This is a genomic window from Actinacidiphila acidipaludis (assembly GCF_019890725.1).
Lineage (GTDB): Bacteria > Actinomycetota > Actinomycetes > Streptomycetales > Streptomycetaceae > Actinacidiphila > Actinacidiphila acidipaludis.
The window spans coordinates 12,842-34,781 of record NZ_JAINZZ010000008.1; the positions used below are offsets into that span (position 1 = coordinate 12,842).

Here is a 21,940-nt window from a genome sequence, read left to right on the forward strand (position 1 = left end):
GGCGGGCAGGCGCGGGGCGTCGGGGGTCCGCGCGCCGGCCTTGCCGGGGGGATGCTGGAGACAGGGGGTGCTGCGATCCGGGCCCCGGCCCCCGGGAACGCCCGGGGCAGTGGCGCGGGGAGAAGGGAGATGACGCGGATGCCCAGAACCGGATCGGAACCCGTCCAGGCGCGCAGCCCGCTGCGCCTGCGGCTCGGGCTGGCGATCTGCGGAGTGGTCTGGGGTGCGGCGGCGGCCGTCGGCTTCGCCCTGGCCCACCAGCCCGGATGGGCCGCCTTCGTCGCGGCGATCGGGGCGCTCGCCCTGCTGGACGTGATCATCGTGGTCCGCCACATGCGGCAGGGGGCGCACTGGCAGCCGGGCCGCAACATCCCGCCCTACCAGCCGGTGGAGCCGCGCCGCAGGCCGAGTTCCCGCAGATGAGAGGGCTCGACCTGGGTGTGGAACGCCGGTGAGCGGGCCGCAGTCTCGTGGTGGCTCCCCTGTGCCACGAACCACGGGCGCAGGCCCCGGCGCTGACCAGGGAGGCGGCACAGTGACGCGGACGCGGAAACGCGCCCGGACACACAGAAAGGCCCGGCACATGATGTGCCGGGCCTTTCCTTCAGTAGCGGGGACAGGATTTGAACCTGCGACCTCTGGGTTATGAGCCCAGCGAGCTACCGAGCTGCTCCACCCCGCGTCGGTGAACTCCACTTTAGGGGGTGTTCACCCAGGCGCCAAATCCATTTCCGCGCCGCACCCCACGGAGCCGTGCGGCGCGGGTGCGAGGGAGGGCCGCCCGGTACCAGTCAGCGGCCCAGCAGCCGGCGGCGCCGAGGGCGCTCGATGACCAGGGTCGCGGCGCCAGCACGCTCACACACACCGCCGCCCAGAGCGGCCAGACCGCCGCCCTCGCGGAGACGACGGCGGCCGCCAGCTCCATCAGCACCAGCAGCACGGTGGCCCAGCCGGGCACGGCCACCATCACCTGCGCCTTCTCCCCAGGAGTCGCGAACACCGTGGGCAGCCCGATGAGCACGATCAGTGACAGCACGGACAGCACCCAGGACGTGTGCCACAGCCACCAGGGCGTGGCCACCCAGGCCGCGAGTTCGGTCGCGAACCGGAACACAGCGGGCAGCCCGTCTACAGCCCGTACCGGTCCGCCCCCGCCCGCGGTACGGCCCGTGCCGGGCCACCCCCGCCCGCCGTACAGCCCGTGCAGGGCCGCCCCCGTAGAGCGCGTGCCGGGCACCCCCGCGCGCCTCCGGCAGGAGCCGGAAAAAGCCTTTGCGGCCGCCCCAACGCCGCCGTACCGTCGTTCTCGGCCGTATCGCCGTCCGACAGGAGAAGGCCGTTGTACGTCTGAGGTCCCGGGTCACCGTCGCCCGCCCGCCGCGTCCCGCTTGAAGGGTGACGCCGCGCGCGGCACGCGTGTGCGACCTCGGCTACGAAGCAGGCCACGGGCGGTCTCGCGGCGTTCGCCGCGTCCTCACCGGCCGGATCCGACCGGACCCCGTCGAACCGACGGGTCACGGCCGGCACGCCGGTCCGGCCGCCCGCATCCCCTGTGCCTCCGCCCGTCCGTGTCCGCGTGACGTGCGGATCCGCCCGGCGTGGCCTGCCGACTCAGCGCACCCGCAACCGGTGTCCCGTTCCGTCGCTCTGCCCACCACCCAGCGACCCGGGAGATCCTCATGTCATTTCTCACCGCCTCCGTCATCTGCTCGCGCCTCACCTTCGGATGGCCGGACGGCTCACACCTCTTCGACGGCCTCAACTGGACGGCCGGACCCGGCCGTACGGGACTCATCGGCCTCAACGGCGCGGGCAAGTCGACCTTGCTGAAGATGCTCGCCGGTCAACTCGCCCCCACCTCGGGCACCGTGAAGGTCACGGGCGAGATCGGCTACCTGCCGCAGGACGCCGCGCTGGACACCTCGTTGCGTGTCGACCGGGCGCTCGGCATCGACGCGGTCCGGGCCGCGCTGCACGCCATCGAGGCCGGCGACACCCGCGAAGAGCACTTCGCCGTGGTCGGCGACGACTGGGACGTCGAGGAGCGCGCCCGCGCGACCCTCGACGCGCTCGGACTGGACCGGATCGGCCTGGACCGCACCGTCGGGGAGGTCTCGGGCGGCGAGTCGGTGCTGCTGCGGCTCGCGGCGCTGCTGCTGCGCCGTCCCGACGTGCTGCTGCTCGACGAACCGACCAACAACCTGGACCTGCGCGCCCGGCGTCACCTCTACGAGGCGGTGGCGTCCTGGCGCGGGCTGCTCGTCGTGGTCAGCCACGACCGCGAACTGCTGGAGTACGTCGACCAGATCGCCGATCTGCGCGGCGGCGAGGTGCAGGTGTACGGCGGCAACATGTCGGCGTACGAGGAGGCGCTGGCCGTCGAGCAGGAGGCGGCGGAGCGGACGGTCCGCGCCGCCGAGGCGGACATGAAGCGCCAGAAGCGCGAACTGGTCGAGGCACAGGTGAAGTTGGCGCGCCGGGTGCGGTACGGACAGAAGATGTACGACACCAAGCGGGAGCCGCGGGCGGTGATGAAGCTGCGCAAGCGGTCGGCCGAGGTCTCCGCGGGAAAGCACCGGCAGCTGCACACCGATCGCCTGGCCGAGGCCAAGGAGCGGCTGGACGAGGCGGTGCTGGCGGTCAGGGACGACGACGAGATCCGCGTCGACCTGCCGCACACCGCGGTGCCGGCCGGCCGGACCGTGCTGACGCTCGACGGTGTGCGTCTGCGCTACGGCACGCGCGCCATGCTGGAGGTGCGGGGCCCGGAGCGGATCGCCCTGCTCGGCGGCAACGGCGCCGGCAAGTCGACGCTGCTGCGCACCCTGGCCGGAGAGATCCCGCCCGCGGCCGGAGAGGCGTACGTCCACGTGCCGGCCCGCTACCTGCCGCAGCGTCTCGACGTGCTGGACGGGGAGGCGACGGTTGCCGAGAACGTGGCCGCGTTCGCTCCCTCGGCGAACACCAACGCGATCCGGGCCCGGTTGGCGCGCTTCCTGTTCCGCGGTGCGCGGGCCGACCAGCCGGCCGGTTCGCTGTCGGGCGGGGAGCGGTTCCGGGCGACACTCGCGGCCCTGATGCTCGCCGAGCCCGCACCGCAACTGCTGCTGCTGGACGAGCCCACGAACAACCTGGACCTGGCGTCGGTACGGCAACTGACGTCCGCCCTGGCCGCGTTCGAGGGTGCGCTGGTGGTGGCGAGCCACGATCTGCCGTTCCTGCGGTCGCTGGGCATCACCCGGTGGCTGCTGATCGAGGACGGCACGCTGAAGGAGGTGGACCGCGCGCTGATGTGACCGAGCGTGGATGTGCCCGCGCGCTGGTGTGACCGGACCCGCGTGGCCGGGGCGTCGCAACCGCCGTGGCCCTTGCCGGCGCATGGCCGCCGCGCCGTCTCCCCGAGGTTTGGGGAGGCGCGCGGCGTGCCAGGTAAGGGCCATGAGCACTGACGGATCCGTCCCGGCACCGGCCCTCGCCCTCTCGGAAGAAGTCGCGGACGCGCTGGCCCGGCGCGCGCCCGTAGTGGCCCTGGAGTCGACGATCATCGCCCACGGCCTGCCGCGGCCCCGCAATCTGCGGGTCGCCCGGGAGCTGGAGCAGATCGTGCGGGACGCCGGGGCGGTCCCGGCCACGGTGGCCGTCCTCGACGGGGTGCCGCACGTCGGGCTCGACAAGGACCAGGTGGAAAGGGTCGCGGAGGACCCCGCCCTGCGCAAGCTCGGGTTCCGCGACCTGGCTCCCGCCCTCGCCGCCGGCGCCAGCGGTGCCACGACCGTCTCCGGGACGGCGTTCCTCGCCGCCCGCGCGGGCATCCGGGTGTTCGGCACCGGCGGCCTGGGCGGGGTGCACCGCGGCTGGACGTCGGTCCAGGACGAGTCCGCCGACCTCCGGCTGCTGGCGGCGACCCGGATCACGGTGGTGTGCGCGGGCGTCAAGTCGATCCTCGACGTCCCCGCGACGCTGCAGCGCCTGGAGACGCTCGGCGTGGGGGTCGTCGGCTACGGCACCGACCGCTTCCCCGGCTTCTACCTCACCGACTCCGGCGAGCCGGTGGACTGGACGGTCGCCTCAGCGGACGGGATCGCCGCCGTCATGGCCGCGCAGGACGCGTTGGGCGGCCTGGAGTCGGCGCTGGTGGTGGCCAATCCCGTACCGCGGGAGCGGCAGCTCGACCCGGATCTGCACGACCGCGTCCTGGCCGAGGCCCTGGCGGCGGCCGACCGCGACGGCGTCACCGGCCAGGCCATCACCCCCTTCCTGCTGGCCTACCTCACCGAGCACACCCGAGGCGCCTCGCTGGAGGCCAACTTGGCGGCGGTCCGCGGCAACGTCGCCCTCGCCGCGGCCATCGCCGTGGCGTGGTCCAGCAGAGCGGCATGAGTGCGACGGCCCCGCGCGCGAACGGTGTCGCTCGGCGTGCGGAGGGTGGATGACCGACACGGACGGGACGGCGGAGAGCGCTCGCGGACCGGCTCCGGACGTGATGAACCGGTCCCCCGGGGCCGTGCCCGAACCGGGGCGTGGGCTGCTGGTCGTGGGAGACGTGGTCACGGACGTGGTGGCGCGGCACGACGAGCCGCTGGCGCCGCACACCGACACCGCCGCCCGCATCGCGGTGCTGCCTGGTGGCGCGGGTGCCAACGTGGCGTGCTGGGCGGCGCGTTACGGGGCCGGCGTGCGGCTGCTGGCCCGCGTGGGCGCCGATTCGGCGGAATGGCATCGCGCCGCGCTGCTGACCGCGGGGGTCGAGCCGGTGCTGCGCGTCGACGACGCCCTGCCGACCGCGGTGGTGGTGGCCCTGGTCGACGCGGCGGCCGAACGCACCCTGGTCACCGACTCCGGAGCGGCGTTCCGGCTCGGCCCCGGCGACTGGGACGAGGCCCTGCTGGACGGCGGGGCGCGCGGTATCGGCCGCATCCACCTGTCGGGGTATCTCTACTTCTCCGCGCCCGGGCGAACGTTGGCCGCCACCGTACGGAAGGCGGCGGCGGTCCGCGGCATCCCGGCGAGCGTCGACCCGGCGTCGGCGGGGTTCCTGCGCCGCCTCGGCCCCGGGGCCTTCCTCGACGCGGTGCAGGGTCTGGACCTGCTGCTGCCGAACGCCGCTGAGGCCGCCCTGCTGTCCGGACACGACGAACCGGCCGCCGCTGCCGCGTCGTTGAGCGCCCGGTGCGGCGGCGCCACGGTCGTGGTGACACTCGGCGCGGCCGGCGCGGTGGCCGCCGAACGCGGTGCGGTCGTCGCCACCGCCATGGCACCGCACACCGCTGCGGTGGACACCACGGGCGCTGGGGACGCGTTCACCGGTGGCCTGCTCGCGGCCCGGCTGGCCGGCGCGGGGCTGGCGGAGGCGCTCGCAGCGGGCTGCCGGGCGGGAGCCGAGGCGGTCACGGTCGTCGGCGGCCGCCCCCGCCTCCGGGACCCGGCCCACCCGGGCGCGGCCCACGAATCCACCCGCCCGGAGGCCGAACTCCAGGCGCCGGCGCATATCGACCCGCCGATGTAGCCTGCCTCAGCCGCCGGCACCGCCGGCCCGCAGGGTCAGATCGCGTCCCAGGGCGCGCCAGCGTACAACGCGGCGACGGTGGCCAGGAGTTCGGCGTCCGTCGCAAGCGGCGTGTCGTCGATCAGGGAAATCGGCGACGTGCCGCGGGAGTTGAGCAGGAACGCCCCGTCGTACGCGGGGACGTCGGTGAGCCGCAGGGAGCGGCGGAGTTGGGGGATCCCCTTCGCGTCGAGCAGTTCCTCGAGCAGTTGGAGGGTGATGCCGCGCAGGTGCGGGGCGGTGGGCCAGACGACGGTGCCCCCGGTCACGAACCCGATGTTGGTGACGGCGCCTTCGGCGATCTCACCGCCGGGGCCGGTCAGCAGGGCCTCGTCGAAGCCGTCGGCCTCCACCCGCCGCAGGTGGTAGCCCTGTCCGAAGCCGCCGAGGTGCTTGATGTGCGCGGCCGGGCGCCAGTACGGCACCGACCGGACGCGGTGCGCGCGGTCGGTCCGGTCCGCGGGGGGCCGGACGGCGACGACCAGCGTCACCGGGGCGCCCGGCGCCTCGTCCGGCTGGTAGACGTGGACGCGCACCGAGGCGTCGGTGCGGCCGGCGGAGGACAGGGCGTGGCGCACGGCGCCGCGGACGCGGTCACCGTCGACGCCGGTGCCGAAGAGTTCCCGGGTGGAGCCGTCGAGCCGCGCGAGGTGGAAGCGGAGGCCGCGGACCCGGCCGTCCCTGACCTGCATCGCGGTGAAGTGGCCGTAGCCGGGGAGCACGGTGGCGAGGGCGTCCGCGGTGGCGGGCTCACCGTCCACCTCGATCAGCGGTGCGGAGGAATCCGTCATACGGTCCAGCCTAGTTGGGGCCGCCGTCGGGCAGGGCCGCGGTGAGGTCGAGTTCCACCAGCTGGCCGGTGAACCCGAGCCGGGTCACGCCCAGCAGGGTGCTCGCGGTGCTGAAGGCGGGCCCCAGCGCCGACGAGTTGAGGGCCTCCCAGACCGGGCCGAGCACCGGGACACCGCCGTCGCGCCCGTCGTCGACCACGTAGATGACCGACCGCACGACGTCATGCGGCGCGGCGCCCACGGCGGCCAGCGCGGCCAGGCCGTTCGCCGCCACCTGACGGGCCTGCGCGAGGGGGTCGCCGGGTCCGACGAGGTCGCCCGCGGTGTCCAGCGGGCACTGTCCAGCCAGATGCGCGGTCCGGCCGGCCTCCACGACGGTGATGTGGTGGTAGCCGGGCGTCGCATGGAGGGTGTCCGGGTTGATCCGGGTGATCCGAGGCATGGGCGCGAGTCTGCCCGACGCCTGGGACGCCGCCCACCGGTTTTCCCGGAGGGCCGGACTCGCACCCCTGGCGGGCACGAAAAAATCGGCGTCGGCCGTGACGGCCGACACCGATCTGTTCACGCAGAGTGTCCGAGGGGGGACTTGAACCCCCACGCCCGATAAAGGGCACTAGCACCTCAAGCTAGCGCGTCTGCCATTCCGCCACCCGGACCGGGTACGACGCCGCGACCTGCGTGGTCGCGGTGACAGGAACAACGATACCAAGGAATCGGAGTGCTCCTCACCCGCATTCCCCCGACCTGCGCCGCCCCGGCGGGGCCCGGCCGGGGGCGGGCGCGGCGCCCCCGCGGTCACCCCTAGTCCGCGATGCCCACGGCCTGACGGACGGTGCCGGACTCGTCCAGCGCCCGCAGCATGAAGTGCGCGACGTCGGCGCGGGAGACGGAGACGCCGCCGCGCAGGTTCTGCCCGTGGGCGACGCGGTAGGCGCCGCTCAGCGGCTTGTCGTTCAGCTTCGGCGGGCGGACCGACGTCCATTCCAGCCCGCTGTCGCGCAGCAGGTCCTCCATGACGGCCAGGTCGGCGTAGTGCCGGCTCAGCACCCGCTTGACCAGCGGCGTGCCCACGTACCGCAGCACCGGCCCCTCGCCCGGGTCCCGCCGGGGCGGGTTCGGGCGGCCCGGGGAGGGCGTGGTGGACACGGGTGCGGCGCTGACCACGACGATCCGGCGCGTCCCGGTGGCCCGCATCGCCTCCACGATCGCCCTGGTCCCGGCCGCGGTGACCCCGGCGTCGGCCCGTGAACGCGGCCCGAGGGCGGAGAGCACCGCGTCCGCGCCGTCGACCGCCACGCGCAGCGCCGCCGGGTCGGGCGCGGCGAGGTCGGCGGTCACCGTCCGTACCTCACGGGTGAGCCGCGCGGGGTCGCGGACCACGGCGGTGACGTCGTGGCCGGCGGTGAGGGCCTGGTCCAGCAGGTGCGTGCCGATGCCTCCGGTGGCCGCGAAGATCGTGAGCCTCATCGGTCGCTCCTCGTGTCGGTGGCCTCGCCGGACGCGGGTCCTCCGTGATCAACGCGGCGACGCCGTCGCGGTTGCGGGCTCAGGAGTCCTCGTCGTCGTCCTGCCGGGGGCGGGCGGCGATGGCACGGTGGTGCCGCACGACCTCCTCGATGATGAAGTTCAGGAACTTCTCGGCGAAGGCGGGATCGAGCCGGGCGTCGGAGGCCAGCCTGCGCAGCCGGGCGATCTGGTCGGCCTCACGGGCGGGGTCCGCCGGCGGAAGGTTGTGGGAGGCCTTGAGCTCCCCCACCTCCTGCGTGCACTTGAAGCGCTCCGCCAGGAGGTGGACCAGCGCCGCGTCGAGGTTGTCGATGCTGCCGCGCAGTGCCCGCAGCTTCGCCAGTGCGGCCTCGTCGCCCACCAGGGTGGTCTCGGCGGTCGGCTGGTCGTTCATCTCGGTCTGCCATCCTGGTAGGTCCGTGGTGCTCCCGTGCGCTGCCGGCCTCACCCTATGACACCCTGCATAAGGGACACAGAAGCGCCCGATGGGCGGACACCGCAGGTCAGGTGTACGGGCTAGCGACGGGACGGGTGGGCATGGGACGGGTCACCGAGCGGCGGCGGGTACTGCGCATCAGGGACGGCGTCGCCGGGCACCGCGCGGACACGCTGGTCGCCGAGGAGCCGATGGAGATACGGCTGAACGGCCGGCCGCTGGCGATCACCATGCGCACTCCGGGCGACGACTTCGCTCTGGCCACGGGGTTCCTGGTGAGCGAGGGAGTGCTGGCCGCCGCCGGGGACGTGGCCAACGTCGTCTACTGCGCGGGCGCGACCGACGACGGACGCAACACCTACAACGTCGTGGACGTGACGCTCGCCGCCGGTGTGCCGGTCCCGGACATCACGCTGGAGCGCAACGTCTACACCTCGTCGTCCTGCGGACTGTGCGGCAAGGCCAGTCTGGACGCGGTGCGCACGGCGACGCGGATGCCGGCCGGCGATCCCCGGCTGCCGCTGCTCACGCCCGAGTTGCTGGCCGCCCTGCCGGACCGGCTGCGCGCGGCACAGGCCGTCTTCGACCGCACCGGCGGGCTGCACGCCGCCGCGCTGTTCACCGGCGAGGGCGAACTCCTCGACGTGCGGGAGGACGTGGGGCGGCACAACGCCGTCGACAAGCTGGTGGGGCGGGCGCTGCGCGAGGGGCTGCTGCCCCTGCACGACCGGATTCTGGTGGTCTCCGGGCGGGCGTCGTTCGAGCTGGTGCAGAAGGCCGTGATGGCCGGCATACCGGTGCTGGCGGCGGTCTCCGCGCCGTCCTCGCTGGCCGTCGACCTGGCCGCGGAGTCCGGACTCACCCTGGTGGGCTTTCTGCGCGGCAGCTCCATGAACGTGTACGCCGGCGCCGAGCGTTTCGCACTGGCGTCCGAGCAGGCACACTGACGTCCGTCACGTCGGCCTGATCCGCCCTGGAGTTCCGCTTGTTCGCGCTGAGCGCCGTCCTCACGTCGTTGCTGCTGCTCGAAGTCGTGCCGTCGGCGCTCGCGGCGCTCACCCGGTTCGGGCCCGGCGTGGAACGCCTGGACAGCCTGACCCGGCTGGGTCTCCGGGAGGGGCGGGCGGCCTGGGTGGTGCCGGCCGCCGGGGTGCTGCACACCCTCACCACCGTGGCGCTGCTCGTCGGGATCTGGCACCCGGTCTGGGGTGTGGCCGGCGCGGCGGCCGAGGCGCTGTTCTTCGGCTGGGTGCTGACCCGCCAGGTGCGGTTCGGCGACCGTGGAAAGGCGCTGTTCGCCTACGGGCTGTTCACGTCGTGGTCGGTGCTCGTCCTGCTGGTGGCCGCGGTCCGGCTGTGAACGGCCGCGCCCGGACTCGCCCTCAGCGCCCGACCGACCCGTCGTACAGCTCCCGCAGGATGTCGGCGTGCCCGGCGTGCCGGCCGGTCTCCTCGATCATGTGGACCAGCACCCACCGCATGGTCGGCGGCGCGGTCTCCCGCAGCGAGCGGGCGCCGGGCCGGTCGAGGTCGTCGCAGGCGGCGACCACCGCGTCGGCCCGGCGGACCGCCTCCCGGTAGGCGGCGACCAGTTCGTCCCGCGTCCCGCCGGCGTCCGGCGCGGGGTCGTCGTCCCACAGGGGCACGTCCTGCCCGTCGTACGCCCACAGGAACCAGTTGAGTTCGACCGCGGTGAGGTGCCGCAGCAGCCAGAACAGGCTGGTGCCGGACGGCACGGCGGGCGTGCCGGCGACCTCGTCCGGAACGCCCTCGGTCTTGCGGATCACGGATTCGCGCAGGTAGTCGAGGAAGGTCAGCAGGGTCGCCTTCTCATCGGCGCGGGACTCCGGCGGGCGCAGGTCGCCGCCCCTCCCCCGCGGGGGCGACACCGGGGCGCCGCTCGCCGCCTCGCCCGTCTCCGGGCTCACGTGCTGGTCCGTCTGATCCGCCGTCCGGCGCGCTGTCTGGTCCGTCGTCCCGCTCATCGCGCCAACCTACCGCCGCGCCGCCCTGCCGGGCCCAGCGCTTGGCGAGCACCGCGCAGACCATCAGCTGCATCTGGTGGAAGAGCATCAGCGGCAGCACCGCGAGCCCGGCGCCGCCGCCGAACAGCACGGCGGCCATGGGCAGTCCGGCCGCCAGGCTCTTCTTCGAGCCGGCGAACACCACGGTGATCCGGTCCGCCCGGTCGAAGCCGAGGCGCCGGGCGCCCTGCCCGGTCAGGGTGAGCATCGCGGCGAGCAGCACGGCCTCGGCGGCCAGCAGCCCCACCAGCCGGGGCAGGGACACCTGGTGCCAGATGCCCTGGGCCATGCCGGCGCTGAAGGCGGCGTAGACGACGAGCAGGATCGAGCCGCGGTCGACGAGTCCGAGCACCGTGCGGTGCTCGGCGACGTGACGTGCCGTCCGGCGCCGCAGCACCTGCCCGGCGAGGAACGGTGCGAGGAGCTGGCCGGCGATGCCGAGCACGGCGTGCCCGCTGATGCCCGCACTGCCGCCGATCAGCAGGGCCGCGAGCAGCGGGGTGAGCATGATGCCGGCGAGGCTGGAGAAGGAGCCGGCGCACACGGCGGCCGCGACGTTGCCGCGGGCGATCGAGGTGAACGCGATGGACGACTGGATCGTGGACGGCAGCAGGCACAGGAAGAGGAAGCCGGTGTAGAGCTGCGGGGACAGCACGTAGGGCACCAGGCCGCGGGCGGCCAGGCCCAGCAGCGGGAAGACCGCGAAGGTGGCCGCGAGCACGGTCAGATGGAGACGCCAGTGCCGCAGGCCGTCGATCGCCTCACGGGTCGACATCCGGGTTCCGTAGAGGAAGAACAGCAGGGCCACGGCGGCGTTCGCGGCCGTGCCGGCGACCCTCGCCCCGCCGCCGGTTGCCGGCAGCAGGGCGGCGAACAGCACCGTCCCGAGCAGGGCCGCGATGTACGGATCGAGGGGCAGGCGGGACAGGACCGCGGCTTTTCGTGGCACCGGTCCAGCATGCGCGGGCGGATGGTGATCGGGAAAGGCGGTGGCCGCTCTGACTGTCATCACGTTGCGCGATGACACGGCCTACGCTGGGGTTGTGTTCGATCCGGTGCAGTTGCGCAGTTTTCTCGCCGTCGCCCAGACGCTCAGCTTCACGCAGGCCGCACAGCGGCTGGGGCTGCGGCAGTCGACCGTGAGCCAGCACGTGCGGCGGCTGGAGGAGGCCGCGGGCGCGCGGCTGTTCGCGCGGGACACCCACAGCGTGGACCTCACCGAGGACGGCGAGGCGATGCTGGGCTTCGCGCGCACGATCCTGGAGGCCAACGAACGGGCGGCCGGCTTCTTCGCCGGGACGCGGCCCCGCGGGCGGGTGCGGTTCGGGGTGTCGGAGGACTTCGTCCTGACGCGGCTGCCGGAGATCCTGGAGGGCTTCCGCCGCGAGCACCCCGAGGTGGACCTGGAGTTGACCGTCGAGCTGTCCGGCACGCTGCACCAGCGGCTGGCGGCCGGCCGACTCGACCTCTGCCTGGCCAAACGCCAGGGGCCGGAGGGCCCGGGCCGGCTGGTGTGGAGCGACAGATTGGTGTGGATCGGCAGTGAACGGCTGCGGCTCGATCCGCGGCGGCCGGTGCCGCTGATCGTGTTCCCGCCGCCGGGCATCACCCGGGCGCGGGCGCTGGAGGTGCTGGAGCGGCACGGCCGCACCTGGCGGGTGGCGTGCACCAGCGGTTCGCTGAGCGGACTGGTCGCGGCGGCCAGGGCGGGGCTGGGTGTGATGGCGCACGCGCAGGGGCTGGTCCCGCCGGGGCTCGTACGGCTGCCGGCCAGGGCGGCCGCGCTGCCGGACCTCGGCGCGGTGGACTTCGTGCTGCTCGACGGCCGCCGCCACACCACGGCGCGACCGGCCGCGGACGCGCTGGCGGAGGCGATCCTCGCGAGCGGGGACCGTCTGCAGCGTCCGCTGTGACACCGTGATCGCGTGATCGCGTGATTCCGTGATCGCGTGATCGCGTGATTCCGTGATTCCGGCCGGTGGCGAGCGGCGCCCGGGACGTCCGCCGCGGCGGCCCCGCGCCCCACACGATCCGCGCGGCCGCCCGGAATGCCGCACGCGGACCACTCCGCGGATCGCCCTCCGACGAGCCGGCGGACCCCCCTCGCACGACCCTCCGGACCACCCCCCGGACCGCCCGGCGAACGGCCGGCGAACGGCCCCGCCGACCGCCTCCGGATGTCCGTTCGAGCATGGGACGGGTGGGGCGAAAGGGGCGGGTGGGAACCCAGAGGGTGGAGCGACCGTGACCAGCCCGGGCAGATTTGGTGGAGATACCCCTCCCCGGACGGCGCCGCGCAGCGCAGCGCGACGGTCCCCGATCCGCCTACTCATGCGTAACCAAGGGCCGACCTGGGCATACGCCGATCATGGGCGGTCGCGCGGTGGCTCTCCCGCTTCCTGTGAGGATCGGGTAGCTTACGGGCCCGCACCGTGCGGTCCTAGGAGAACACCCGTTGCGCCAGTACACCGTCCCCCCGTTGGTCACCACGCCTCAGGCGGGAGGCTTGGCGGATGCCGTCTTCGGCAACGCCGACAGCCACGCCGACCAGGTGGTGCTCGGGCGCGCGGACGGCCAGGGCGGATGGCTCGACGTGACGGCCGCGCAGTTCCGCGACGAGGTCGTCGCCGTGGCCAAGGGCCTCCTGGCGGAGGGCATCCGTTTCGGGGACCGCGTCGCGATCATGTCCCGCACGCGCTACGAGTGGACGCTCTTCGACTTCGCGATCTGGGCGATCGGCGCGCAGTCGGTACCGATCTACCCCACGTCCTCGTCGGAGCAGGTGCGGTGGATGCTCCACGACTCCGGCGCGGTCGCCGCGATCGTGGAGCACGAGGACCACGCCATGACGATCGGCGCGACCGTGGACGAACTGCCCCGGCTCACCCGGCTCTGGCAGCTCGACTCCGACTGCGTGGACGAACTCGTGCAGGCCGGCCGGCATCTGGGCGACGACGTGGTGGAGCGGCACCGGCTCGCGGTGACGCCGGACGCGGTCGCCACTCTGATCTACACCTCCGGCACCACGGGACGCCCCAAGGGCTGCGTGCTCACCCACGCCAACTTCATGGCCGAATGCGACAACGTGGTGGCCCGCTGGGAGCCGGTGTTCGCCAACAAGCCCGGCGAGGAGCCGTCGACGCTGCTGTTCCTGCCACTCGCCCACGTCTTCGGGCGGATGGTCGAGGTGGCCTGCATCCGGCACCGCATCCGGCTCGGCCACCAGCCGAGCATGGTCGCCGCCGATCTGATCCCGGACTTCGCCGCGTTCCGGCCGACGTTCGTGCTGGCCGTGCCGTACGTCTTCGAGAAGATCTTCCAGGCGGCCCGCCGCAAGGCCGAGGTGTCGGGCAAACTCGGCCCGTTCGACAAGGCCGTGGACATCGCCGTGCGGCACGCGGAGGCCATGGAGGCCAAGGCGTTCGGTATCGGCCCGGGTCCCGGCGCGGGTCTGCGGATGCAGCACCAGCTCTACGACAAGCTGGTCTACAGCAAGGTGCGCGACGCGATGGGCGGCAAGGTCCGGCACGGCATCTCCGGCGGTTCGGCGATGGAGCGCCGCCTCGGGCTGTTCTTCAGCGGCGCCGGTGTGAGCATCTACGAGGGCTACGGCCTGACCGAGAGCACGGCCGCGGCGACCGCGAACCCCCCGGAGCAGACCCGGTTCGGCACCGTCGGCCAGCCGGTCCCCGGCACCACCGTGCTGATCGCGGAGGACGGCGAGATCTGGCTGCACGGCGGCCAGATCTTCGAGGGCTACCTCAACAACGACAAGGCCACCGAGGAGGTCCTGCGGGACGGCTGGCTGGCCACCGGGGACATCGGGACGCTGGACGACGACGGTTATCTGACGATCACCGGCCGCAAGAAGGAGATCCTGGTCACCACCAGCGGCAAGAGCGTGTCGCCGGTCGCCCTGGAGGACAAGGTGCGGGCACACCCGCTGGTCGCCCAGTGCGTCGCGGTCGGCAACAACCGCCCGTACGTGGCCGCGCTGGTGACCCTGGACCCGGACGCGGTCAAGCACTGGCTGACGATGCGCGGCAAGCCGCATCTGAGGGCGGCCGACCTGGTCCACGACACCGATCTGGAGCAGGAGATCCGGCGGGCGGTGGTGGCCGCCAACACGCTGGTCTCGCAGGCGGAGTCGATCCGCACGTTCCGGATACTGGCCGGCCAGTTCTCCGAGGAGCGCGGCACGCTCACGCCGTCGATGAAGCTCAAGCGGCGGGTCATCGAGACGGTGTACGCCAAGGAGATCGAGGCCCTGTACGGCCCCTGAGTGCCGCGCGCCACGGGTGCCACGCCCTCAGCAGGCGTTCGTGGGTCATCCGCCCGGCGTGCTCCGCGCCGCCGGAAGAGCGCCCTGGTCGTGCAGTTGGCGGGTGGAGGCGCTGAACTCGGCCTGCCAGTCCCCGGTCTCCGCCTCGATGTGACCGCGCACCGCGCCGACCAGGCGGGCGATGAGGGCCAACTGGCGCTCGACCTCCGCCGGTTCGAGGGGCAGGTCCGGGTCGCGGGTCGCACCGGCCGGACCCGCGCGCAGCACGTCCGTCGCCCACTCCAGCCGGACGGCGTTGAGTTCACCGCGCAGCGCGTGGGCGACGCCGATGTCCCGCATCCAGGTCGAGGACACACCGAAGAAGTGGTCGAATCCCTTGCAGCCGGCCGCGACGGCCAGCAGCACGTAGCCCCAGCCCTGTCCGCCGCCCCCGGCCGCGGCCGTGCCGAGCGGCACCGCCGTCCCGGCGACCGCGAACCCGATGGCCAGCCCCTGCAGCAGCCGCGACGCCGTGCGCTTGCGCCTCTTGTCGCGCAGGTACCAGTCCATGGCGTCCTCGGCGCTCTGCTCGGCCCAGGCGCGCAGCCGGGCGAGCGCCTCGCGCTGGGCGGCCGGGCTGTCCGCGCCGATGTCGGGGAACGGCCGCAACTCCAGGTCCCGGCCCGGGCGCGGGATGCGCGGACTCGTGGACGGCGCGGTCGTGACGCCCGCCGCCGGAGCCGGCCGGCCTGCCGCGCCCGGAGCCGTGCTCGCCGTCGCCGGCGCCGTGTCGTCCCGGCCTGTCATCGGATCCCCGTTCCCCCTCGTGCCGAACGTGACGGAGGCTATCGGCTCCGCGGGCTGCCCGGTACGGGGAATGCGCGCATCGGCCGGCGGGGTTGCACCCGTGGGTTCTGAGCAGGCTCCCGGGGGGGCGCGGCCGCCGGGCCGCACCGGTGTCCCGGGGCGCGGCCGCGGGTCCGGGGCGGACTCCGTACCGTGCCCGGTGGGGCCGCCCGGCCCCGACGCACACCCGTCCCACCCACGTAAGGATCGTCCGCTCGTGTCACAGGTTCCCGCTGTCACCCTCAACAACGGTGTCGAGATGCCCCAGTTGGGCTTCGGCGTCTGGCAGGTGCCGGACCGCGACGCCCGGAAGGCCGTGACCACCGCGCTGGAGGCCGGCTACCGCAGCATCGACACCGCCGCCGCCTACGGCAACGAGAAGGGCACGGGCAAGGCCCTGGCGAGTTCCGGGCTGCCGCGCGAGGAGCTCTTCGTCACCACCAAGCTGTGGAACAACGACCAGGGGTACGACTCGGCGCTGCGCGCGCTGGACGCCTCGCTCCGCAAGCTCCGCCTCGACTACGTGGACCTGTACCTCATCCACTGGCCGCAGCCGGCGCGCGACGCCTACCGGGAGACCTGGCGGGCGTTCGAGAAGATCGCCGCGGACGGGCGGGCCCGCGCCATCGGCGTGTCCAACTTCCACCCCGCGCACCTGGACCGGCTGATCGGCGGATCCTCCGTGGTGCCCGCGGTCAATCAGATCGAGCTCCACCCGCGGCTCCCGCAGGCCGGACTGCGGCGGGTGCACGCGGAGCACGGCATCGCCACCGAGGCCTGGTCCCCGCTCGGCCAGGGCAAGGGGCTGCTGGACGACCCGGTGATCGCCCGTGTCGCGGCGCGCCACGACCGCACTCCGGCCCAGGTGGTGCTGCGCTGGCACCTGCAGCTGGGCAACGTCGTCATCCCCAAGTCGGTGACACCCGAACGCATCCGGGAGAACATCGACGTCTTCGGCTTCGCGCTGACGGAGGCGGACATGGCCGAACTGGCCGGTCTGGACGACGGGACGCGGCTGGGCCCGGACCCGGACCACTTCGGCTGACACACGGCGGTCCGCGGTCCGTGCGGGCGGCGGGCAGCAGTCCGTGCGGGCGGTGGGGCGTGGGGCGCCGCCCGGGGGTGTCACCGCATCGCAAGGTGCCGGGTGAACCTGTGTTCACCCGGCACCCCTAGCATGTCCCACATGCTGGACTACGACATCGAGGCGGCGCGCTACGACGCGACGCGCGGCGGCGTCCCCCGGGCGCAGTCCGCCGCACGAGCGGTACTCGCGCTGATTCCCGGGCGGGCCGCCACCCTGCTGGATGTCGGATGCGGCACCGGCCTGGTCACCGAGCGGATGACGCGGCCGGGGCTGCTGGTGTTCGGTGCCGACGCGTCGGCGGGCATGGCCCGGGTGGCGGCCGGCCGGCTCGACTCGCGTGTGGTCCTCGGCGACAGCCGGCGGCTGCCGTTCGCGGACTCCTCGCTGGACGCGGTGAGTTCGGTGTGGCTGCTCCACCTGCTCCCGGACGCGCCCGCGGTGATAGCCGAGTGCGCCCGGGTCCTGCGTCCGGGCGGGGTGTACGTGACGACGGTCGACAAGGACGCCAGTCATGACGTGCACAGCGACGTGGACGCGCTGCTGGCGCCCCACCGGGTCAGTGACGCCCACGACGCGGCCCCGCGGGTCATGGCGGTGGCCGCCGAGCACGGGCTGCGGCGCGCGGGCGAGGCCCGCTTCACCGGTCACGGGCAGGGCTGGGCGCCGTCCGACGTCGCGCAGCGGGTCGCCCGGGGGTACTTCGCCTCCGCCCTGTCGCTGACGGGCGATCAGTCCTCGCTGCTCGCGCATGAGCTGACCATGCTGCCGGACCCCGAGGTGCCCCGCGCCGACCCGGTGTACCGCCTGCTGGCGCTGCGCAAGGAGGCGTAGCGACGCACCGGCTGGGGCGCGGGGGCGGCGGGTCCGCAGGCGAGGGCCCGGATCCCGGCCTGGGGCCCGGCCGGGGACGCGGCCCCGCCGCCGGTCACTTCCCGGAGCCGCTGTCGTCCATCGTGTACTCGGCCAGCGCCGCGACCACCCACTGCTCGGTCAGGTCGTGCGTGACGCCGAGGCCGTTCAGGGCCCGGGCGCTGCGCTCCTGGTCGTCGCTGAGCACGCCCAGCAGGATGTGCTCGGTGCCGATGTAGTTGTGGCCGAGGCGGAGCGCTTCCCGCAGGACCAGTTGGAGCGCCTTCTTGGCGGCCGGGCTGATCGGCAGGTGCCCGCCCAGCGGCTTCTTCTCCGTGCCCGGCGTGGCGACCGCGGCGCGGATGTCCTCGGGCGTGGCGCCGAGCGCGGTGAAGGCGTTGGTGGCGAAGGTGTTGGGCTGGTCGAGCAGCCCGAGGACCAGGTGCTCCGGTTCGATCGCGCTGTGCCTGCTGGTGCGGGCCTCTTCCTGGGCCGCGATCACCGCCTTGCGGGCGCGCGGGGTGAAGCGGCTGAAGTTGGCGTCCACGTCGAGGTCGAGGTCGAGGTCCTCGGGGAGCCTGGGCACGAAGCGCTTCTGGGCCGCCTGCTTGGTGACGCCCATGTGCTGTCCGATGTCGGTCCAGGAGGCGCCGGCCCGGCGAGCCTGGTCGACGAAGTGGCCGATGAGGTGGTCGGCGACCTCGCCGAGGTGACCGGCGAGCATCATGGCGTGCTCCAGGTCCTCGAGCGGGTCGCTTCCGGGGTGCTGTGTCTTCACGTACTCGATCAGGTCGTCGAGTCGTACCGGGTGTCGAGTCATGCGTCAACCTTAGGTTGACGATAGAGGACCGTCAACCGCGAGTTGACGATGGAGCGGAGTTCTTGACCGATCGTTCTGCTTGCTTCTAGGGTCGTTCCATGGCCAGGACCAAGGAGTTCGACCCCGCGACCGCACTGGACGCCGCCCTGGACCTCTTCTGGCGGCAGGGCTACGAGGCCACCTCGATGGCCGACCTCGTCGAGCACCTCGGCATCGCCCGCGCCAGCATCTACGCCACCTTCGGCAGCAAGCACGAGCTGTACCTGCGGGCACTGCGCCATTACGGCGAGACGCGCGACTCCGCCCTCCTGGAGGAGCTCTCCCAGCCGGGCCCGGCGCTGCCGGCGGTACGGGCGCTGGTGCGGCGGTTCGCCGCCGAGGCGGCCGGGGACGACCTGCACCGGGGATGCTTCGTCACCAACACGGCGGTGGAGCTGGCGCCGCACGACGCGACGGCCGCCCGCCGGGTGGAGGCGAGCTGGGACCACCTGGAGGCCGGGCTCACCGCGACGCTGCTGCGCGCCCGCGCCCAGGGCGAACTCCCGGACGGCCGCGACCCGCGGCAGCTCGCCCGCATGCTGCTCGTGCTCCTGCAGGGGATCCGCGTGGTCGGCAAGGCCGGCGGGGACGCGGAACGCGCGCGGGACGCGGCCGAACAGGCACTGACCCTGCTGGACTGACACCGGGCCGCCACCGCGACTCCGAACCCCCCGTACCGCTCACTCCGACGCCCTTGTCCCGGCGCGGACTCCGCGGGCACGACCGCCCTCTTTCAAGAACGATCGATCTCATATCACCCCGTCCCCCAACGCACCGAGGAGAACGACATGCCGGACATATTCGACGGCCAGGTGGCCCTGGTCACCGGCGGCGGCAGCGGCATCGGACGGGCGACCGCCCGGGCCCTGGCGGCGGCCGGCGCCCGGGTGGCCGTCGCGGGCCGGACCTCCGCCCGGCTGGAGGAGACCGTGGCGCTGATCGCGGCGGCGGGCGGCACCGCGGCGGCCTTCAGCGCCGACGTCACCAAGGGGCCCGACGTCGAGCGCCTCGTCGCGGCCGTCGTCGACCGCTTCGGCGGGCTGCACGTCGCCGTCAACAACGTCGGGGTGGCCACGGCACCGGCCCCGGTCGCCGACATCAGCGAGGACGCCTGGCAGATGACGGTGGACACGAACCTCACCGGGCTGTGGCTGTCCATGAAGTACGAGATCCGGCACATGCGCGAGCACGGCGGCGGCGCGATCGTGAACGTCGGCTCCAACCTCGGCGCTCACCGGCGCGCCCCCGGGATGGGCGCCTACGCGGCCACCAAGGCCGCGGTGAGCGCCCTGTCGCGGACCGCCGCCCTCGACCATATCGCCGACGGCGTGCGGATCAACGCGGTCAGCCCGGGCCCGGTCGACACCCCGATGTCCTCACGTCCCGGCGAGACCCCCGGGGCCAAGGCCGACCGCCTGCGCGGCACCCTTCCGGCGGGCCGGGCCGGCACCGTCGACGAGATCGCCGCCGCCGTACTCCATCTGGCCTCCCCCGCCTCCGCCTTCATGATCGGCACCGACCTCGTCATCGACGGCGGCGCCTCCGCCTGAGCCCGTTCGGGCCCGGCGTCTTCAGGGCCGGGCCGCGGGCTCGGGGGCGGGACTGGAGCTGGGGCTGGGGTTGGAGCCAGGGCCGGAGCTGGGGCTGGGTTCGGCGGGGGCCGGGATCGGGACCGTGGGGGTCGCGGGTGGGGAAACGGGGGCGAGCCACGTGGCGAAGAGGGCGTGCAGGGACTCGGCGCCGGTCATCAGGGCGTCCGGCACGGGGAGTTCGACCGGGTGCAGGAGGAAGGGCCGGGACTGGGGGCCGCCCAGGCCACCGTGCGAGCCGACCTGTTCCTCGAAGGCGTGCACAGCGCCCGTCAGCGGATCGCAGGCCGAGTTGATCATCAGGTCGGCGGTGTGCGGGAAGCCGTCGGTCCGCAGCACCGCCGCCGCCGCGCTCGCGCCGAAGGGGGCCAGCGGGTCCGGCCCCGTGACCCGGCCGGTGGCCAGCTCGTGCTCTCCGCCACCCGGCCCGAGCACCAGTGGCCCGCGCTCCGCGCTGCGCACCAGCACGAACCCGATGCCCGGGTGGCCGGTGAGGACCGCGAGCAGGTCGGGACAGCGCCGGTCCAGCTCCTCCCGGGTGGCCCGGCCGGCGATGTCGGGGAACGTCACCAGCCCGAGGTTGCCCGACGCCAGCACGATCGGCTCGGACCGCGGCCCCTCGCACTCCGCCTCCTCGGCCCGCCGGCCCGCCTCGGGCCGCCGCAGGGCGCTGCGCGCGGCCGCCCGCGCCTCGGCCCCGCTCCGGCGGCGGGACCCGTGCCGTGTGCCGTCGGCCAGCCCGCAGCCGGCCCGCACCAGTTCGCGGAGGTGGACGCCGTACGCGCCCTCGAAGGTCTCACCGGCACTCTGCCCGTGGTCGGAGAGCAGCACGATGCGGTACGGACGCGGCGCGTAGCGGGAGGCGTCGGCGATCAGCCGGAGCGAGCGGTCCAGCCGGGTCAGCACCTTGCGGGCGTCGCGGCTGCGCGGCCCGGAGTGGTGGGCCACCTCGTCGTAGGCGACCAGGTCCGCGTAGACGGCGTCCCGCCCGGCCAGCATGTCGCCGACGACGGCCGCGACCGCGACGTCCCGCTCGACCACCGTGGCGAACGCCCGCAGCATCGGGTACAGGCCGCCCCGCTTGATCCGCGGCCGGTCCCTGCGCACCCGTGAGGCCGTGGACTGGGTGATCTCCCGGACCACCTCGGCGCAGAACGACCAGGCGGTGCGCACCGCGTTCGCGGGGTCGGAGAAGTACGCGAAGTAGCCGGACCGGGGCCGGCTGAACGTGCCCGCGCGCACCGCGACGGACATCACCAGCGCCGACTGCTCGGCGCCGCCGCTGAACAGGTTGCCGCGGGACGCGCCGCCGCGGGCCAGGAGCCCGGCGGAGCCGGTGCGTTCGACGGCCCGGCGCTCCAGTTCCGCAGCGCTGGAGGGACGGTTGCAGACCATGACCTGTCCGGTGTCCTTCTCGAACCAGCGGAAGGCGGGCACGTCGTGGTTGCTGCCGTGCAGGATGGCGAGCTGGCTCGCGCCGGTCTGGCTGCTCCAGTCGGTGCGCCAGGGCACGAGGCGGTGGGTGCGGCCGAGCCAGCCGGCGACCGTCGGCATCGCCGGGGGTGAGCAGGTGAGCGCGTCGCGCAGCACCTCGTGGCCGACGCCGTCGAGTTGCAGGAACACGGTGCCGGGCCCGGAGGGCAGCGGCAGGTCCCCGGCGCGCTTGGTGCGGCGGCCGGCGAGCCGGGCCAGCCGGCGCCCGTAGGCGGCGTCGTCGCGCACCGCGAGCGCGGTGCTGGTCGCGGAGGATGCGGCGGACATCACCGCGGCGATGACGACGGCCGTCGCGGGCGTCACCTCGCCGCGCCCGTCCGGGGTGAAGCGCAACGCGACCAGCAGCAGGGACCCGTTGAGGAAGAACACCAGCGCGCCCAGCACGAGCGCCGGCACCAGCAGCAGGGCCCGCACGATCAGCGGCCACACCAGCGCGCTGAGCACGCCGAAGGCGCCGGCGCCGACGGCCGCGGTCACCGCGATCTGGGTGGGGCTGTCGCCGCTGGGCGACTCGATCCGGAAGTCGGGCAGCAGCCAGGCCAGCAGCGCCAGGGTGGCGGAGGCCACCATCCACACCACGAGCACGCGTCCGACGGCCCGCAGTGCGCTCCGGCCCGCGGCCCGTCTCCGACTCGCTCCCGGCCCAGGCACGG

Annotated in this window: 22 protein-coding genes and 2 tRNA genes; 12 read left to right on the top strand and 12 right to left on the bottom strand. The window is 74.0% G+C overall.

Annotation, left to right across the window (positions count from 1 at the left end):
• Positions 1-138: 138 nt before the first annotated feature.
• Entirely contained in the window at positions 139-423 is a 285-nt protein-coding gene (locus K7862_RS09465) for a DUF6343 family protein (protein ID WP_222962014.1), read from the top strand.
• 185 nt (positions 424-608) lie between these two features.
• Here the strand turns inward: K7862_RS09465 and K7862_RS09470 are convergent.
• A tRNA-Met gene (locus K7862_RS09470) sits at positions 609-682 on the bottom strand.
• 15 nt (positions 683-697) lie between these two features.
• A complete protein-coding gene (locus K7862_RS09475) occupies positions 698-1,114 on the bottom strand; it encodes a hypothetical protein (protein WP_262412906.1) in 417 nt (138 codons plus the stop codon).
• Positions 1,115-1,679: 565 nt separating this feature from the next.
• Here K7862_RS09475 and K7862_RS09480 point away from each other — a divergent pair.
• From K7862_RS09480 to K7862_RS09490, 3 genes are all read left to right on the top strand, one after another.
• Positions 1,680-3,296 carry an ABC-F family ATP-binding cassette domain-containing protein gene (locus tag K7862_RS09480; protein WP_222962015.1) on the top strand — a complete coding sequence of 539 codons (1,617 nt, stop codon included), beginning with the start codon at positions 1,680-1,682 and terminating at the stop codon, positions 3,294-3,296.
• Positions 3,297-3,438: 142 nt separating this feature from the next.
• Positions 3,439-4,380 (top strand): pseudouridine-5'-phosphate glycosidase, encoded by a 942-nt coding sequence (locus K7862_RS09485; RefSeq protein ID WP_222962016.1) that lies wholly within the window; start codon positions 3,439-3,441, stop codon positions 4,378-4,380.
• A 103-nt stretch (positions 4,381-4,483) separates the two neighbouring features.
• Positions 4,484-5,506 (top strand): carbohydrate kinase family protein, encoded by a 1,023-nt coding sequence (locus K7862_RS09490; RefSeq protein ID WP_222962168.1) that lies wholly within the window; start codon positions 4,484-4,486, stop codon positions 5,504-5,506.
• Between the two features lie 35 nt (positions 5,507-5,541).
• On the opposite strand, the gene K7862_RS09495 is transcribed toward K7862_RS09490, so the two are convergent.
• The 5 genes from K7862_RS09495 to K7862_RS09515 form a co-directional block, all read right to left on the bottom strand.
• Positions 5,542-6,336: an aminotransferase class IV gene (locus K7862_RS09495; protein WP_222962017.1), complete on the bottom strand. Its 795-nt coding sequence runs from the start codon at positions 6,334-6,336 to the stop codon at positions 5,542-5,544.
• A gap of 10 nt (positions 6,337-6,346) precedes the next feature.
• Positions 6,347-6,778, bottom strand: coding sequence for a RidA family protein (locus K7862_RS09500; RefSeq protein ID WP_222962018.1), 432 nt, complete (start codon positions 6,776-6,778; stop codon positions 6,347-6,349).
• Positions 6,779-6,907: 129 nt separating this feature from the next.
• Positions 6,908-6,992: transfer RNA gene (locus tag K7862_RS09505), tRNA-Leu, on the bottom strand.
• A gap of 145 nt (positions 6,993-7,137) precedes the next feature.
• Positions 7,138-7,803, bottom strand: coding sequence for an NAD(P)-dependent oxidoreductase (locus K7862_RS09510; protein ID WP_222962019.1), 666 nt, complete (start codon positions 7,801-7,803; stop codon positions 7,138-7,140).
• A 79-nt stretch (positions 7,804-7,882) separates the two neighbouring features.
• On the bottom strand, positions 7,883-8,236 hold the full coding sequence (locus K7862_RS09515; RefSeq protein WP_222962020.1) for a chorismate mutase: 354 nt from the start codon (positions 8,234-8,236) through the stop codon (positions 7,883-7,885).
• A 143-nt stretch (positions 8,237-8,379) separates the two neighbouring features.
• Between K7862_RS09515 and fdhD the strand changes: the two genes are divergently transcribed.
• The gene (gene fdhD / locus K7862_RS09520; RefSeq protein WP_222962021.1) at positions 8,380-9,225 is read left to right on the top strand and encodes a formate dehydrogenase accessory sulfurtransferase FdhD; all 846 of its coding nucleotides are present in this window, start codon (positions 8,380-8,382) and stop codon (positions 9,223-9,225) included.
• A 38-nt stretch (positions 9,226-9,263) separates the two neighbouring features.
• Complete coding sequence (locus tag K7862_RS09525) at positions 9,264-9,638, top strand: hypothetical protein (protein WP_222962022.1); 375 nt, start codon at positions 9,264-9,266, stop codon at positions 9,636-9,638.
• A gap of 22 nt (positions 9,639-9,660) precedes the next feature.
• Here K7862_RS09525 and K7862_RS09530 read toward each other — a convergent pair whose 3' ends face one another.
• Both K7862_RS09530 and K7862_RS09535 read right to left on the bottom strand, forming a co-directional pair.
• Positions 9,661-10,206, bottom strand: a complete 546-nt coding sequence (locus tag K7862_RS09530; protein WP_222962189.1) for a DinB family protein — start codon at positions 10,204-10,206, stop codon at positions 9,661-9,663.
• The gene (locus K7862_RS09535; protein WP_308011917.1) at positions 10,109-11,251 is read right to left on the bottom strand and encodes a bile acid:sodium symporter family protein; all 1,143 of its coding nucleotides are present in this window, start codon (positions 11,249-11,251) and stop codon (positions 10,109-10,111) included. The genes K7862_RS09530 and K7862_RS09535 overlap by 98 nt, the downstream gene beginning before the upstream one ends.
• Before the next feature lie 94 nt (positions 11,252-11,345).
• Here K7862_RS09535 and K7862_RS09540 point away from each other — a divergent pair, with 94 nt between their 5' ends.
• Positions 11,346-12,215 carry a LysR family transcriptional regulator gene (locus tag K7862_RS09540; protein WP_222962024.1) on the top strand — a complete coding sequence of 290 codons (870 nt, stop codon included), beginning with the start codon at positions 11,346-11,348 and terminating at the stop codon, positions 12,213-12,215.
• A 542-nt stretch (positions 12,216-12,757) separates the two neighbouring features.
• Positions 12,758-14,584, top strand: coding sequence for an AMP-dependent synthetase/ligase (locus K7862_RS09545; protein WP_222962025.1), 1,827 nt, complete (start codon positions 12,758-12,760; stop codon positions 14,582-14,584).
• Between the two features lie 45 nt (positions 14,585-14,629).
• On the opposite strand, the gene K7862_RS09550 is transcribed toward K7862_RS09545, so the two are convergent.
• Positions 14,630-15,370 (bottom strand): SLATT domain-containing protein, encoded by a 741-nt coding sequence (locus tag K7862_RS09550; RefSeq protein WP_222962026.1) that lies wholly within the window; start codon positions 15,368-15,370, stop codon positions 14,630-14,632.
• 256 nt (positions 15,371-15,626) lie between these two features.
• Here K7862_RS09550 and K7862_RS09555 point away from each other — a divergent pair, with 256 nt between their 5' ends.
• Complete coding sequence (locus K7862_RS09555) at positions 15,627-16,454, top strand: aldo/keto reductase (protein WP_308011918.1); 828 nt, start codon at positions 15,627-15,629, stop codon at positions 16,452-16,454.
• 141 nt (positions 16,455-16,595) lie between these two features.
• Positions 16,596-17,327: a class I SAM-dependent methyltransferase gene (locus K7862_RS09560; protein WP_222962027.1), complete on the top strand. Its 732-nt coding sequence runs from the start codon at positions 16,596-16,598 to the stop codon at positions 17,325-17,327.
• Positions 17,328-17,421: 94 nt separating this feature from the next.
• Here the strand turns inward: K7862_RS09560 and K7862_RS09565 are convergent, their stop codons facing one another.
• Positions 17,422-18,165: a Clp protease N-terminal domain-containing protein gene (locus tag K7862_RS09565; RefSeq protein WP_222962028.1), complete on the bottom strand. Its 744-nt coding sequence runs from the start codon at positions 18,163-18,165 to the stop codon at positions 17,422-17,424.
• A gap of 98 nt (positions 18,166-18,263) precedes the next feature.
• Between K7862_RS09565 and K7862_RS09570 the strand changes: the two genes are divergently transcribed.
• On the top strand, positions 18,264-18,845 hold the full coding sequence (locus K7862_RS09570; RefSeq protein ID WP_222962029.1) for a TetR/AcrR family transcriptional regulator: 582 nt from the start codon (positions 18,264-18,266) through the stop codon (positions 18,843-18,845).
• A gap of 147 nt (positions 18,846-18,992) precedes the next feature.
• Entirely contained in the window at positions 18,993-19,754 is a 762-nt protein-coding gene (locus K7862_RS09575) for an SDR family NAD(P)-dependent oxidoreductase (protein WP_222962030.1), read from the top strand.
• Positions 19,755-19,775: 21 nt separating this feature from the next.
• On the opposite strand, the gene K7862_RS09580 is transcribed toward K7862_RS09575, so the two are convergent.
• Positions 19,776-21,857 (bottom strand): phage holin family protein, encoded by a 2,082-nt coding sequence (locus K7862_RS09580; protein WP_222962170.1) that lies wholly within the window; start codon positions 21,855-21,857, stop codon positions 19,776-19,778.
• Positions 21,858-21,940 lie beyond the last annotated feature (83 nt).